Source organism: Arachidicoccus sp. BS20 (genome assembly GCF_001659705.1).
Classification (GTDB): Bacteria; Bacteroidota; Bacteroidia; order Chitinophagales; family Chitinophagaceae; genus Arachidicoccus.
On record NZ_CP015971.1, the window covers coordinates 1,323,763 to 1,338,676 of the forward strand.

A 14,914-nucleotide genomic window follows, 5' to 3' on the forward strand; every position below is an offset into this window, starting at 1 on the left:
ACAGATGAAAATTATATTTAGATTCCCACAAGATACTCCCCGTAACCGCTTTTTTTAAGAGGTTCGGCAAGTTTGATTAATTGTTCTTTATCAATGAATTTCATTCTGAATGCGACTTCTTCGGGCGACCCGATTTTAAGTCCTTGCCTGTTTTCGATTACCTGTACAAACTGGCTTGCCTGCATCAGCGAATCGTGTGTGCCGGTATCCAGCCAAGCAGTACCGCGGTTTAATACACCCACTTTAAGTTTTCCTTGTTGGAGGTAATAATTATTCACATCGGTAATTTCATATTCCCCGCGCGGCGAAGGTTGGATGTTCTTGGCAACTTCCACCACGCTGTTGTCATAAAAGTACAATCCCGGAACTGCATAATTGGACTTAGGCTGTTTCGGCTTTTCCTCAATCGACAAAGCATTAAAGTTTTCATCAAATGCCACCACGCCGTATCTTTCCGGGTCGTTTACCTGGTAAGCAAATACAACACCGCCATCGGGGTCGTTATTGCTCTGCAACAATTTTGAAAAACCGTTTCCGTAAAAAATATTATCGCCAAGCACTAAAGCAACTTTATCATTCCCGATAAACTTTTCGCCTAAGACAAAAGCCTGCGCCAGTCCGTTCGGAACTTCCTGGATAATATATTCAAACCGGCAACCCCACTGGCTTCCGTCGCCAAGCAAACGAATGAATCCCGGTTGGTCTTCCCGTGTTGTGATAATGAGTATTTCATTGATGTTTGCCATCATCAACACGGTTAATGGGTAATAAATCATCGGCTTATCGTAAATCGGCATGAGTTGTTTGCTGATGCCCAAAGTAATCGGGTACAATCTTGTTCCTGAACCGCCTGCGAGAATAATTCCTTTCATATTTTTTGTTTATATTTTCTATTCAATTTTAATTGAACCATTTGACTTTTAATACTGATAACAATTGTAAATTAATGAACACCTTAGCCGTCATTCCCGCGAAGGCGGGAATCTCTTGGCAATTGTTTTTTGAGATGCCGAAACAAGTTCGGCATGACGCTCAAGCGTGTTCCGATTTTCAAAAATTGTTCAATATTATAAGTCTTAAAACTATAATGTCGGCAACACTTTATCTTTCTCCGAAACCACCACTTTGTCCAATGGGATTTTCCAATCGATATTCAACGTAGCATCGTCAAAGCGCAAGCCGCCTTCGGATGCTTTGTTGTAATAATTATCACACTTGTAAGAAAATATTGCTGTTTCACTCAGTACCGAAAAACCATGCGCAAAACCCCGTGGAATGTATAACTGCAAATTGTTTTCATCCGTCAGTTCTGCGGAAACCCACTCTCCGTAAGTCGGAGAATCTTTACGCAAATCAACGGCAACGTCCAATACTTTTCCCTGGATGACACGTACCAGTTTCGCCTGTGCAAATTCTCCTTGCTGAAAATGCAAACCGCGTATCGTTCCGTAAGTGGAAAATGATTGATTGTCCTGAACAAAAATATTTGTACTGCCCGTGGCTTCTTCAAAAACCTTCTGATTAAAGCTCTCAAAAAAATAACCTCTGTCGTCTTTAAACACTTTCGGTTGAAGCAAAAAACACCCTTTGAGTTTAGTTTCTTCTATGTGCATTATCTTGTCGCGTATTGATTTTCGTAATATTTCATATACTCGCCACTGGTTACATTTTCCAGCCATTCTTCGTTTTGCAAATACCAATCGACGGTTTTTTCCAACCCTTCTTCAAACTGCAAGCTCGGCGTCCAGCCCAATTCCTTTTGCAGCTTTGCAGAATCAATGGCATAGCGTAAATCGTGTCCCGCACGGTCGGTAACATACGTGATGAGTTTTTCCGATGTTCCTTCTTCCCTGCCCAATTTTTTGTCCATGATTTTGCAAAGCAAACGAATCAAATCAATATTCTTCCATTCATTATGTCCGCCGATGTTGTATGTATCGCCTGCTTTTGCATTGTGAAAAATCACGTCAATCGCTCTTGCATGGTCTTCCACCCAAAGCCAGTCGCGCACGTTTTCGCCTTTGCCGTAAATCGGAATCGGCTTGTTGTTTTTAATATTGTTGATAGAAAGCGGAATCAACTTTTCCGGGAAATGATTGGCGCCGTAATTATTGCTGCAATTGGAGATAACGCAATCCATTTTATAGGTATCATGATACGCTCTTACGAAATGGTCGGAACTTGCTTTGGACGCGGAATACGGACTGTGCGGGTCGTACTTGGTTGCTTCGGTAAACATACCTGTTTCGCCGAGCGCGCCGTAAACTTCGTCGGTCGAAACATGGTAAAAACGATATTTTGAATAATCATCTTTCCACGCTTCGCGCGCAGCGTTTAATAAGTTTACAGTTCCGACCACATTGGTCATTACAAACTCCGTAGGATTGGTAATGCTTCTGTCCACGTGGCTTTCCGCCGCAAGATGAATAATTGCATCGGGCTTTTCCGCTGCAAATAATCCGTTGATGAATGCAGCATCTACAATATCGCCTTTGACAAATGTATAGTTGGGCTTGTGTTCAATATCTCTGAGGTTTTCGAGATTGCCTGCGTAGGTTAATTTGTCTAAATTAATGATTTGATAATCGGGGTAATTGTTTACAAACCGGCGAACAACGTGCGAACCGATAAAGCCCGCACCGCCTGTAATGATGATGGTTTTTGATGACATTGATAAATGAATTTAGGCTCTTTGACAAAGAAAACAAAGAATCTCCACAGATGCATATAATTATCCAAATATTTTATCAGGGATATAGTATGTCAGTAGATGTTACTGCACATCCTCAAAGAGTTTTGTTTTGCTTGGGTAAAAATACAAGCATTTTTTCACTTATGAAATAAAAATGTTTCTGCCCTCAAAATTCTCTTTTGTCCCTCAAAAGCTTTCAACTCACTTCCATCGATTTACACAGACAATATACAGAAATGTATAACCATTTCCAACTAAAAGTTTCTTCCATTTATTTATGCGAGCTTACTCCAATTCTTAATTCCGAATGTTCATCTAATAGTGTTTGTAACTCTAATGAAACTTATTTATTTCTTCTTCTAGCATTGAGTCAATTCTTTTTAAAGTATCGTCAGATGATAATGAGTAATTAATTTTTTTACTCAATTTATCCAATATGCTATCCTCTACTTTTTGTAGGTTCGTCATCTGAATAAAAACTTTTTTCTTTTTTAATAATGAATTAACCAAATTACTAGTAGAGATTTTATTATTATAAAATTCAATATAAGAAATTTCGTTATTAGTTTCATATATTGATTCTTGCCAATCCGTCCACTTAAATTCAGAAATGCGCGCACCTTCCGTGTAAGGAGTAGAAAGAACAAATCTATGCCAAGGTACTCTTAATATGTCTGCTAATATTGCACCATGCATGGCTTCTGTTATTAAAAATTGTGATTGGGCTATTTCACGTAATGTTGCTTCGACTCCATTTTCAGATAATGGGGAAATATAATGCGCACCTATCGATTTACAAAGCTTTTCCCAGTCAAAAAATTCAATCGAGTGAAAATATGGCATTAAACTTAATTGGTATTTTTTAGGCGTATTGCAAAATTTAGAATCAAAATCTTGCAATATTCTTATACAATATGCAGCGTCTGCGATATACTTGTATTTGTCATTTAGCATTTTTGAAGACTGAGGTCCTCTTAAATAGCGAATATCATAAGTAGCATCGATGGCAAACTTAGAATAATCTTTATTAGGTCGAATACCAGTCCCAAATACAATTTTTTTATATTGAGCATACTTTATCAAATCCGGATTCCCATTATGCAAAATAGAGCCAATACCTAAGAATTTTGCTTCCTTCTCTTTAGCTTTCATATCAAATAGTTGTGGCCATAACCATGGATTTAAATCATCGCCAAAATTTCCTTTTTTAGATTTAAAATAAAGAAGTTCCATAAAATATTTTTTAAGAATAATTTCAAATTTGAAAACTATCGTAAACGCATATATTTTTATCTATTACTTTTAGTATCTCAAATTTATTAAATAAAAGTCTATATCTCTTTATTGGAGAGTGGTCTCTTCGACTACTTGTTTTTTATTCTTTTAAAAATTTGGCTGGAAGTCTACTCAAGCTTATTTTCTTTAAGAACTTGTTAATAAAAGTGTTTATTATAATTTTCTCATCGGTATATAAGCTAAAACAATAAAAAGACAACGAAAATAGAATAGCGGAAAAGATACCAGTTAAAATGAATCTAAATTTAAAATGAAAAAAAGAGGTAAAGAAATAGCAAAACATAACACTAAGCGTAAAGGGAATAACTTCTTTTATGATTACTCTGTTTAGATATTCTTTAGCAGACATTCCAACAAGTTTATATAAAAGATAAATTCTTAAACAACAACCAATAATTTCAATACAGCTAAAACTAATTATTACAGAATATGCAGGAAGTCCACAATATAAAATAAGATAAGCAATCGGTAAATTGAGTAGCAGTGTTCCGCCAACTACTGCCTGATATATTTTAATTTTTCCTGTGGCTTGTATGGCTGATTGGAGCCCAATAGTTAACTGATTTATTAAGGTATAAACTAAAATCCAACAACAAAATAAAACAGTATCAGGTGGTACCTTTTTTAACCATATTGCTAATAAGGTATTCATTTCGAAGATACATGGAACAGCAATTAACGATAACAAAAAGAAACAAAATTTACTGGCAATCATAGATAATCTGAACATTCTTTTTCTATCGTTCAATCCTTCACTTTTCATTATTTGAGGATTAATAGCTCTTAGTAAGGTCGCTGAAAAAAAATTGAATTGAGATAATATTTGATTGGCAATTCCATAGGCAGCATTGATTATTGCACCAAAAAAAATATTTAATATTACAGCTACACCTTGTATTCGCCCTAATCTGCATAAAACTCCAAATAAGTTCCATCCTGCAAATGAACTTAGTTCTTTAATTAATTGTATATCTGGCTTGAAAAATTGGTTTAGTGTACAATCTTCGTATTTCCTAAAACAATATACTGCATATATGAGCAGACAAAGAATACTCACAACCTCTATTAATATTCCATATACGATTAACTTATCAAATCCCGTTTTTAGTAAGAATAAGGCAACACCTAACTTTGCTACCGACTGAAAAATGTTTACGATAGCAACCGTTACCATATTTTCATGAGCAGTAAGGAGACCAATGAAAGGAACCGACACAATGGAAAAAAATACTGTTGCAGCCATTAAGTGATATATGATTTTAGCAGCATATATTCTAGTCAAAGGAATCTTCAAAAAACCCTTAAACAAAAACATTCCCAATAATTCAAGTGCTATTACTATAAAAAGACCTAAGGCAATGTGTAAACATAAACTATTCGTAAAAACTTTCGCTTGCATCTGCTTATCTTTTTTGCCTTGATAGAATGACAAATACCGTTGGGTTGTAGTTGACATGGCAGTATTTAAAAATGAAAGCATAGCGATTACTCCTGCCGTAAGGCTATATATACCATAATCACTACTTCCCAATGCCTGCAATATAATACGGACAGAGAAAAATGTTATAATCATAGTGACAAGCATTCTTCCGTAAAGAATGCTTGTATTCATCATTACTTTATTTGCTGCTTTCATATTTTATTTGATGTCCAAATGAAATTATTTTCTTTTCCGCAATTATTTTAATATGTTAACTAAAGTATAGTAGAAAGATTAAGGGAAACCTACTCAATAATTTTATTAAAATGTTCAATATACTGTTGCGTAATGATATCCCATGCATAAGTACTCTCTATTTTCTTTTCATTATTCAAAATCTTCTCTCCCTCTGAACTTTTCGTTATGGTATTAAGCAATTGGGCAACCTCATCTGCATCTGAAAAATAATATGCATCTGTTTCGAGAATAGATTTATTAAAAATATTATCATTAGCACAAATCAATGCCTGCGATGCCATGGCTTCAAGAAGTGAAGGATTTGTTCCTCCAACAGTATGACCATGAAAATAAAGATTGGAATAATGGCGCAGATTATTCAATTTATTAATATCATATATTCCATTAAGAAAGCGAATATTTCTAACCCACCCAAATTTGTCTTTTAAATAAGCACCATATTTTGTTTCATGCTTACCTACCACCAAAAACGGCATATCATTTTTTTGCATAGCTACCCCATCAAGAATAGTCTCTATGCTATTTTCAGGTTCAAGCCTTGCTATAAGCATATTGAAATGATACACTCCAACATTATATTCATCCAATACCGACTTATCGGGCTGAACAAACAACGTAGCTCCATAAGGAATATACTCCGAGTCTGCTCCATATTTATTTTTAAGGTACTGCTGTATGCCAACAGAATCGGATATTAAATAATCACTATATTTTACGCCGAGCTTTTCAGCATACTGTAAGAATTTTTGTACTTTCTTGGAATATTTGGTTCTTTTCCACTCCAAGCCATCCATATTAGTAGTAACAATACTCTTTTTGCGCGGTAGCAGCCAGCCCCAAATAGAACTACTGGTGTAGCCTAACTGAAGAATAATATCATAATTTCTTTTACGTGTATCCTTTATACAATTAAGGTCATAAACAAACTGACCGGCTGTACCATATTTGTCTTCCGGGTCTTTACAATGTATTATCTGTACCCCTTTCCATTCTTTTTGTTGATATGGATGTGTATGTGAATTATATACCGTAACGCTGTACCCCTGTTTTATTAAACCAAGGGAAAGGTATTCCGCAAACTGTTCAAACCCCCCATAATAATTAGGAATACCCCTTGTGCCAATGATTGCAATATTCATAGAAAGTATAAAAAGTTAGTTTTTTACAAACGAGCTTCAACAGCTTTTCATTTTCTCTTATTATAAGCCAATGTTCTATAATCATTATATTTATCCGAAATGGATAAAATAGCAATACTAATTTATGCTATCCGACAATCCCCTTTTCAATCCATTTATCAAACTGTACCCTAATTTGGCTGAAGGAGTAAGCCAAGCTCCTTCCACATATTCATTCCAGGCATAAATAAATACCAGTTTATCAGGACTAACGGCTCCAGGATTTGCAGCTATCCATTTTCTGCATGAAATTACCTGGTTATATATACTTTGCCCGGAATAGCCCGAAAAATATTTTTTACTCTTTGCACCCGTTGCAGGTCGTGGGTCCCAGTTTAAGGTAATCGTAGGAATCTGCTTTAACCTACTTAAAGGCTTTTTAAGTGTCCAAAGCTTAAGCTCTTGCGTATTCATTGCAGATATATTTGCAGTAGCGGCTTTGGCTTTTTCAAAACCATAAGAGTGGTTATTATACGCAGAAATATAATCAGCACCACATCTATCAGCTAACTGCATGGTAGCAGCATCTCCGGCATCGCATACAGCAATATCAATGCCTCTTATTCCATTTACTAATGCTTTCTTTCTTAACGAAGTAAAAGCCGCTTTAACTCCACCCTCATTTCCAAATGTAATCAATAATGATTTCAACGTAAAAAAAGATAATATAGCATGCCCATTGCTACTTTTCAGATAATTCGGCGCTTTCATTAGGCTTATCCAATAATTTTCCAACGCATTCCAGTCATTCTTATTTATTGTATAAGTGCCATTATTAACAACCACAATGCTGAACTTCAACCTGCTTGTATTGGGTTCTTTCATAAACAATTTCATTGCCTGGTTCTTAGGGTCAGCCAATAAACTTTTACCTTTACTATTGGGATACCAGCAGAAATTAAAAAACTCAATACCTGCATCGGCAGCCACATCAATTTGTTTTTTCATAATCGCCGGCGTACTTGTAATCCATCCCCAAATAGGTTGCCTTTCTGTAAAATTATTTTTCAGACTTGAGGTAATATGATTGGTTCTACCTGTCCAGCCATCAAAATAAAAAACACCAAGCCTTATGTCTGCCTGTGAATAACTTTTAAATCCACTCGCTAACACTAATACGATAACAATAATGAATTTTAACTTTGAATATTTTATCATAATTCTCTTATTATTTTAGCAGGATTTCCCGCAATTACACAATTATCAGGAAAACTCTTAACAACAACCGAACCGGCTCCTATTATAACATTATTTCCTATCGTAATTGGTCCAATAATACAAACATTTGCACCTATATCTACGTTATTTCCTATAATAGGGCATATTGAATTAATACCATTTACTTTCTTCACACCTATAGTTGTAGAATTTCTCAATGTTATATTCTCTCCTAACACACATTTATCATTTATTACTAATGCCTGTCCATGATGGATTACCAGTCCTTTACCTATTTTTGTTTTCCACGGTATCTCAACACCTAATATCCACTCAACCAAAATCCGATAGAATACCAAATATGGTAACATAATAATATATAACAACTTATTAAAACCAGCTATCTGATTAATCCTAAACAATAGTAATATAATCTTGCTTTTCATATTACCCTTATTTCTTTTCCAATCGCAAAATACATTATACATAACGTTATACCTTAAATAGTTTTAAATAAATACTTCATCCAATTTTTCATATAAACTATTCAATGAGTAATTCTGTTCATATTCATTTAAACCATTCTTTCCATGCCTCTCAATTAATGTGCCATCATCTTCTAAATACTTGCTTAAATAAAAATTAAAAGAATCAATGTTGTTAGCTTCAAACAAGAAACCTGTAGCTTCATGCTTTACTATTTCTTTCAGTCCACCGTGATTTGCTGCAAGTACAGGAATGCCGGCACTCATTGCCTCTATTGCAATTCTGCCAAACGGTTCTGGCTTTTTGCTTGGAACTATCAATACATCTGCCCACCGATATTGTTCATCGGGCTTGTCTGTAAACCCTACAAATTCAATCTTACTATCCAAATTGTATTGCCTGCTTTTATCTTTCAGCTCGGTCAACAAATATTCATTACCACTAAATGGACTACCCACAATCCGCAGTTTAAAATTATAATCTTCCTGTAATTCATTTAACGCATCCAACACAAAATCCTGACCTTTCCAATTACTTATTCTACCTATTATTAATAGATTTAGCGTTTTTTTCTTCTCATCATAATTCTTCATAAAATTGAATCCTTCAAATGCATTATATACAACTCTGCCATCACGCACTTTTGGAAATGCAGCGGCTGTGCTTCTTGAATTGTATATTGCCGCAACTTTTCCTTTATTAATAAAAAAACTAAATAAAGAAGATAAGCGTTTACCCGGAATTTCTCTGATATGAATAATTTTTTTCTTTTTCAAAACAAGAGATAATAAATAAAAATCAATTATTACAGACGTGTTACAATATACAATATCATACTTTAAAAAATCCTTATATCGTTTATACAAAAAGAAAAGAGGGTAAATAATCTTATCTATCCTCAGTTTCTTCAACCACACTTTTCTTATGATGCACAAGTCTTCTATATTTACCTCTACATCCAGAGCAGTTATTCTATCAACAAGCGGTCCGTTCATGGGTAATACTACTTTTATTTTCTCGACATTTACTCTTTGTGCCAAATATTCAATTACCTGTAGGAAACTTCTGTCCGAACCATATAATTCAGCGCTTTGATGTAGGCATATAACTGTCATAACTGTAAACTTAGTGTTTTAATTCCAATGTTATTAATGTAATACTGATTTATAAGGGAAATGTAACGACGGATAAAAACCTAAATTAGAATTAAATTTATATACCATATACAAAACAAACACTATATATATAAGCGGTTTGCTTTCTTTTGTGATACGTTTATCAATAAATACATAGGACAAAAGTATCGGATATCCCGGAAGGAAGAAATTCGCGGTTCTAGCAAATTCCTGCATAGAATCTTTAAAGACCGTATTTATAGCGAAATAAATTATAAATGAATTGTAAAATACATTTATTGTACGAATTTGTACTGCTGAAATATCGTTCCTATTTGTGTATCTTTTTTTAACCCATAAAAATATCACAATAAAAATGAAAAAGAGTAATGCTCCTAAGAAGGCGCTTTTATCATTTTGCTGTTTTGGTATAAATGAGGTATAAAGCTTCAATCTTGTAATAATCGTTGGTCCGAGGAAAGAAAACTTATTGGCGATAAAATTAATAATAGGAAGCTGAAAATCGCCGGCAACAAATGTAAACAAGAATATAATGTAAGATGTCAGGGCACTTAAATTATAATTCATAAGAAAATAAAAAGGAACAATGATAATGCTCGAATAATGCATTGATAATGCGATAAATGCGACCAATAGGAAACGAATCAACTGCTTGTCTATGAGGTAACGGTAGCTGTATATAACTATAGCTCCTGCCAAATTGATACGCGTTGGAAAAAACGATGTGGAAAACAAAATGATTGCAAATGCCAAAATTGGACGGGGCGAATACCGAACGCAAATGAATCTATACAAATATAAAATAATGAAATTGGTTATTAACAGAAAGACCGTATAATCAGCGCCCAACAGCTTAATAAAGTAGTTAAGAAACATATACCCAAATTCCAGCTTATCTTCCCCACTTCCAGTAGTATATCTAGTAAAAGAAAACAGATTGTTAAGATTTGCGGAACGGAAAATCGAGAGATATTCATCCCAATCTGTTCCCGTATTCCATCTAAGTCCCCTAAATAATGTAAATATAATAACCAACCATATAAGTACGTTTTTCTTATTACGGATAGTAAAACTATCATTATCAAATACTAATGCAACGACTAATAGTATTAAATAAAGTATTATATATATAGTATAATCGTAATACATCTATACTCGATTAGGATTTTTAATGCCGGTTAATATTTTCAAGGATTCAACAAATCTAACTAAATTCAAATAATATTTGACAAGAAAGGCTATTATACGTATGTGAAACTGTTTTTCTTTTGACCAACTCAAAGAACGTAAAGGAGGAATTATGAATTTCCAAAACTTTACCTTTTTTATTATTTCAACACTCCCTGCTAATCTTTTTGATTTATTTACAATTTCTTTAAAACTATTTCTTGCAGGATGATTTATGACAACATCATTGCCATAAATTATCTGAAATCCCTTTTGTTGTGCTCTTACAGACCATTCATAATCTCCTCCGGATAATAAAACATCATTAAATATCCCAACTTTATCTTTATCGAACAAGTACCTATAGCAAAACATATTACCAGTAACACTAATGCCAATATCTGCAGCTTTGTCCTGTCTAAAAGCATATACGCTTTCATAAATTTCCACCAAATTATGCTTCTCTGGATTTTTATAAAAAAGTTGGATTCTACCGGCAATTCTTGATACTTTCGGATCATTTTGAAAAAGGGTAACAGCATTTGTAAGCCAATCCTTATCTGCAATACAATCAGAATCTGTAAAAGCAATAATTTCGCCAAAGGCAACCCTTAATCCACAATTTCTTGCAGCGTAAGAGCCAGGAGCTGTCTCTACCAAATACTTTACATTTTTTTCAAAAACCAAGTCTGACGGAACTGTATCATCCGGATAATTGTTAACAACAATTATCTCAAAAAACTCCTGAGGATATGTTTGGGACTTCAAACTATCCAAACATAAGCGAAGCCTTTCCCAATCCTTGTAAGTAGGTATGATTACTGAAATAAACTTCATATCGACCATATTTAATTGTATGCCATATTCAAAGTGTGTCCAACGATGTCTATATTATTTTTTTCCAGCATTTCTTTAAATAACGAAGCGCTATATGTATCCAATTGCTCTTGTCGGAAAATATCATAAGCTTTCAGTATAGCTGAACTCAAATTTTTTTTATGTTCTTCTCTATCCTTATATTCATATCTAAAAACACAATCTTTGTTTTCTATGTCCATAATAGTACCAATATTAGGACATATTACACTTTTTTTATATGAAAATGCGAGAATAGCTGTTCCAGAGTTTAAACTGCTCGCCATATCGTATGGCAATACTAACAAATCGCACTCTGATAACACCATATTCATATTTTCTTCCTGTATGAATTCTAAGCGAAGCTCGACATTGGCTAAGCCCTCACTCTTCTGAAGTAACTCTTGTGCATAAGAAGGTAAAGCTTTCCCTACAATTTTGAGCTTTATTGGATATCCTAAAAGCGAACTCATTACTTCCAATAACAACTCAATATTTTTATATGGCTTAACACTACCGATAAAAAGTAGATTTAGAAATTGTTCATCTGTTTTACTTTCTAAAATTTCTCCATATTCTCCAATATAATTAGGATGTGGACAATATACAATTTTTGATTCTGGGACAGAAAAGTCATTTATCAACATCTTATAAGAAACAGAACTATGAATAATTATCTTCTTTGCATTTTTAATAATAGTTCTTAATAATAACATTTTGTATTTCAAAAAAGACTGGTCATGGGGAATTTTATTATGCATCGTCCATATTATGTCTTTCCCGAATAATATTAATAAATTAATCTTTAGATATTGCTTGGCAAAACTGTACAGAACTTCCATGGATTTGACTCCATTCAAATTTTCAAACCAATTAAGATGAACTACTTTTATTTTAAAAAATAAAGCGGGATTTTTAAAAATATTTGATAAAGAATAAACTTCATGTCCATATTTTCTCAAAGCCCCAATCATTAAATGTACGTACCTATTAGTTCTACTTGAATATGGCTCAAAAACAATTTTCATAACTTAATTACTCGTTTGAATATGTCAATAAATATATTTTTATTTCAATCTCCTTAATGTTAAATGTACTTGATGAATATAAAATCCCACTTCAGAGCATTTATTAAAGATGCTTCGGTTCCCTTTCCATTCTGTAATACACTCATTTATTTCCGTCACAAATCAAATTTGATTTAATAATTCGTCTATTTTACTCTGTTCGAAAGCCCAATATATATTATTCTTCTAATCCGATGACTTCAAGAATTCCATCTAGTAATCTGAAAAGAACTTGCTTTTTCAACCACCCAAAATAACTCTAACTAAAAGTTATTTTTCTTTTTAATTTTTGAGAGTACCATTGAATTCTTTAATTATAAAGAACCAGTTCGTTATCGTTCGCTTAAAAAATTATTCAAAAACATAGGCAGCAATTCTACCCAAAAGATACTAGTCTCTCAATATACTTTAATATCTGCGTTATTACGCATTAAGGAAAGCGTCCAATTTTTCGTCATATTCTAACACATGTTTACTATCCCATCTTTCACAATATCTTCTGGATTTAGGTTAAATAGGTAAACTTTTATTCCGTCATTTATCAATACTCCACTATCTCTTAGCTTCATTAGCAAAAAGCAATTCATACTATCTCATTTTCAGACTCCGAAACGAAAGTTAAACAGCTACCTACATAAATTATACTTTATCATGTCTTGCATAGATAATATCATTTTCTTAATTTATTTTTTATAATACCATATATCATAAATTTCTCATTTTTCTTGACTCCGACGAAAAATATTATGCTGCCCGTTATTATTACAATAAAAATACTCGTCAAGACTAAACTTATAAAATTAGTTGATTTTCCTAATATAAAATCTAACCCATACAAGAATAGTCCACTTATAACAACTACTAACAAAATTGGATAAATAACTTCTCTAACAAAAGATTTAACATTTAATGTTATCAATTTTTTTAGAAAAAATAAGCGAAAAATTAATGTAATCAGAGACAAGAATATCGTCACAAATAAAAACAAGATAGGCCTTGAAATTACTCTAAACAAAATATATGTCAACGGTATATTTAGCAAAAGGATTCCGCCAACGACAATTTGATACCATTTAATTTTTCCCGTAGCTAAAGCTCCAGTAATTAATGGACGAGAAATACATTCTATTGATAAATTAACCAAAGCGAATATAATAAAAATGTCCGAATATAAAGGAGGTGTTTTTAACCACCATAAAAGAATAAAATGAATATTATAAACAATTGGACATAGTAAAATAAAGATTACAAAGAAGGAAAATTTTGAACCTTGAAATATTAATTTGTACAATTGTATAAAATTGTCATGCGCATAACTTTTATATATCTGCGGATTTATTGCTGTTTGAAAATTTAATGCAAATGTATTGGTAGCATTTTGTACTTGTAGCATAATCCCATAAGCAGCATTTACAACTGTACCAAAAAAAATATTTAAAAGGATATTAATACCCTGTCCTTTTGCAACAAATGCTATATTTCCAAATAAAGTCCAGCCTGAATATGAAACAAGCTTCTTATATAACTCTTTATCTCTAAAATATTTAAACTTAGATTCTTTAAAATTTTTGAGACAATAAATTTTGTATATGCTAGAAATAATTAGCATTACAACCAATAATAATACAGAATAACTTTCTAGCTTGTCAAATGGAGAAATACGTAATAGAAAAACACTCACTAATTCTAAAATAACTTCAATTATGCTGATTGCAGCAAACACATTCATTCTCTCTCGTGCTATTATTAAAGCATTAAACGGATCCTGTGTAATACTAATAATGCTTGACAATATAGAAAATTGAAAGACAAAATTGGCTTCCTTTAATCTACCTGTCGGCAAAACCAGTTTGTAATTCACAAACCATAAGCCTATCGTCTCTGCAATAACTAATACTACAAATGCAATTCCAACATGAATAATTAAAGAGGAATTAAATGTTTTATGCAAATTATTCCAATCTTTTTTCCCTATATCAATAGCAAAAAAACGCAGATTTGCAGATGACATTGCCGCATTAAAAAAAGCAAAAAGAGAAACGACACCACCCACGACACTATAAATTCCAAAATCGGAAACTCCCAATACATTTAGCACCACTCTAGAGGTATAAAGTCCAACCCCCATAGTAAGCAACATTCTAATATATAAAAATAATGTATTTTTTGCTATCGTTTTAGACGTTGACATAATATTAATT

The 14,914-nt window shown here is 33.0% G+C and carries 13 protein-coding genes; all 13 read right to left on the reverse strand.

Features of this window, described 5'->3' with window-relative positions; translation table 11 throughout:
• Window positions 1-17: 17 nt before the first annotated feature.
• Window positions 18-872 carry a glucose-1-phosphate thymidylyltransferase RfbA gene (gene rfbA / locus A9P82_RS05880; protein WP_066205313.1) on the reverse strand — a complete coding sequence of 285 codons (855 nt, stop codon included), beginning with the start codon at window positions 870-872 and terminating at the stop codon, window positions 18-20.
• 210 nt (window positions 873-1,082) lie between these two features.
• Complete coding sequence (gene rfbC, locus A9P82_RS05885; RefSeq protein ID WP_066205315.1) at window positions 1,083-1,613, reverse strand: dTDP-4-dehydrorhamnose 3,5-epimerase; 531 nt, start codon at window positions 1,611-1,613, stop codon at window positions 1,083-1,085.
• Window positions 1,613-2,671 (reverse strand): dTDP-glucose 4,6-dehydratase, encoded by a 1,059-nt coding sequence (rfbB, locus tag A9P82_RS05890; RefSeq protein ID WP_066205318.1) that lies wholly within the window; start codon window positions 2,669-2,671, stop codon window positions 1,613-1,615. The genes rfbC and rfbB overlap by 1 nt, the downstream gene beginning before the upstream one ends.
• Window positions 2,672-3,025: 354 nt before the next feature.
• Window positions 3,026-3,925 (reverse strand): polysaccharide pyruvyl transferase family protein, encoded by a 900-nt coding sequence (locus A9P82_RS05895; protein ID WP_066205321.1) that lies wholly within the window; start codon window positions 3,923-3,925, stop codon window positions 3,026-3,028.
• A 142-nt stretch (window positions 3,926-4,067) separates the two neighbouring features.
• Window positions 4,068-5,624 (reverse strand): MATE family efflux transporter, encoded by a 1,557-nt coding sequence (locus tag A9P82_RS05900; protein WP_066205324.1) that lies wholly within the window; start codon window positions 5,622-5,624, stop codon window positions 4,068-4,070.
• 89 nt (window positions 5,625-5,713) lie between these two features.
• The gene (locus A9P82_RS05905; protein ID WP_066205327.1) at window positions 5,714-6,805 is read right to left on the reverse strand and encodes a DUF1972 domain-containing protein; all 1,092 of its coding nucleotides are present in this window, start codon (window positions 6,803-6,805) and stop codon (window positions 5,714-5,716) included.
• A 117-nt stretch (window positions 6,806-6,922) separates the two neighbouring features.
• Window positions 6,923-8,002, reverse strand: coding sequence for a glycoside hydrolase family 99-like domain-containing protein (locus A9P82_RS05910; protein ID WP_066205330.1), 1,080 nt, complete (start codon window positions 8,000-8,002; stop codon window positions 6,923-6,925).
• Window positions 7,999-8,448, reverse strand: coding sequence for a serine O-acetyltransferase (locus A9P82_RS15390; RefSeq protein WP_231891212.1), 450 nt, complete (start codon window positions 8,446-8,448; stop codon window positions 7,999-8,001). The genes A9P82_RS05910 and A9P82_RS15390 overlap by 4 nt, the downstream gene beginning before the upstream one ends.
• Before the next feature lie 63 nt (window positions 8,449-8,511).
• Entirely contained in the window at window positions 8,512-9,603 is a 1,092-nt protein-coding gene (locus A9P82_RS05920) for a glycosyltransferase family 4 protein (RefSeq protein WP_066205336.1), read from the reverse strand.
• A 33-nt stretch (window positions 9,604-9,636) separates the two neighbouring features.
• Window positions 9,637-10,773: an EpsG family protein gene (locus A9P82_RS05925; protein WP_082915253.1), complete on the reverse strand. Its 1,137-nt coding sequence runs from the start codon at window positions 10,771-10,773 to the stop codon at window positions 9,637-9,639.
• On the reverse strand, window positions 10,774-11,628 hold the full coding sequence (locus A9P82_RS05930; RefSeq protein WP_197492253.1) for a glycosyltransferase: 855 nt from the start codon (window positions 11,626-11,628) through the stop codon (window positions 10,774-10,776).
• An 11-nt stretch (window positions 11,629-11,639) separates the two neighbouring features.
• Complete coding sequence (locus A9P82_RS05935) at window positions 11,640-12,674, reverse strand: glycosyltransferase (protein ID WP_066205346.1); 1,035 nt, start codon at window positions 12,672-12,674, stop codon at window positions 11,640-11,642.
• A 709-nt stretch (window positions 12,675-13,383) separates the two neighbouring features.
• Window positions 13,384-14,904, reverse strand: a complete 1,521-nt coding sequence (locus tag A9P82_RS05940) for a lipopolysaccharide biosynthesis protein (RefSeq protein WP_066205348.1) — start codon at window positions 14,902-14,904, stop codon at window positions 13,384-13,386.
• Window positions 14,905-14,914 lie beyond the last annotated feature (10 nt).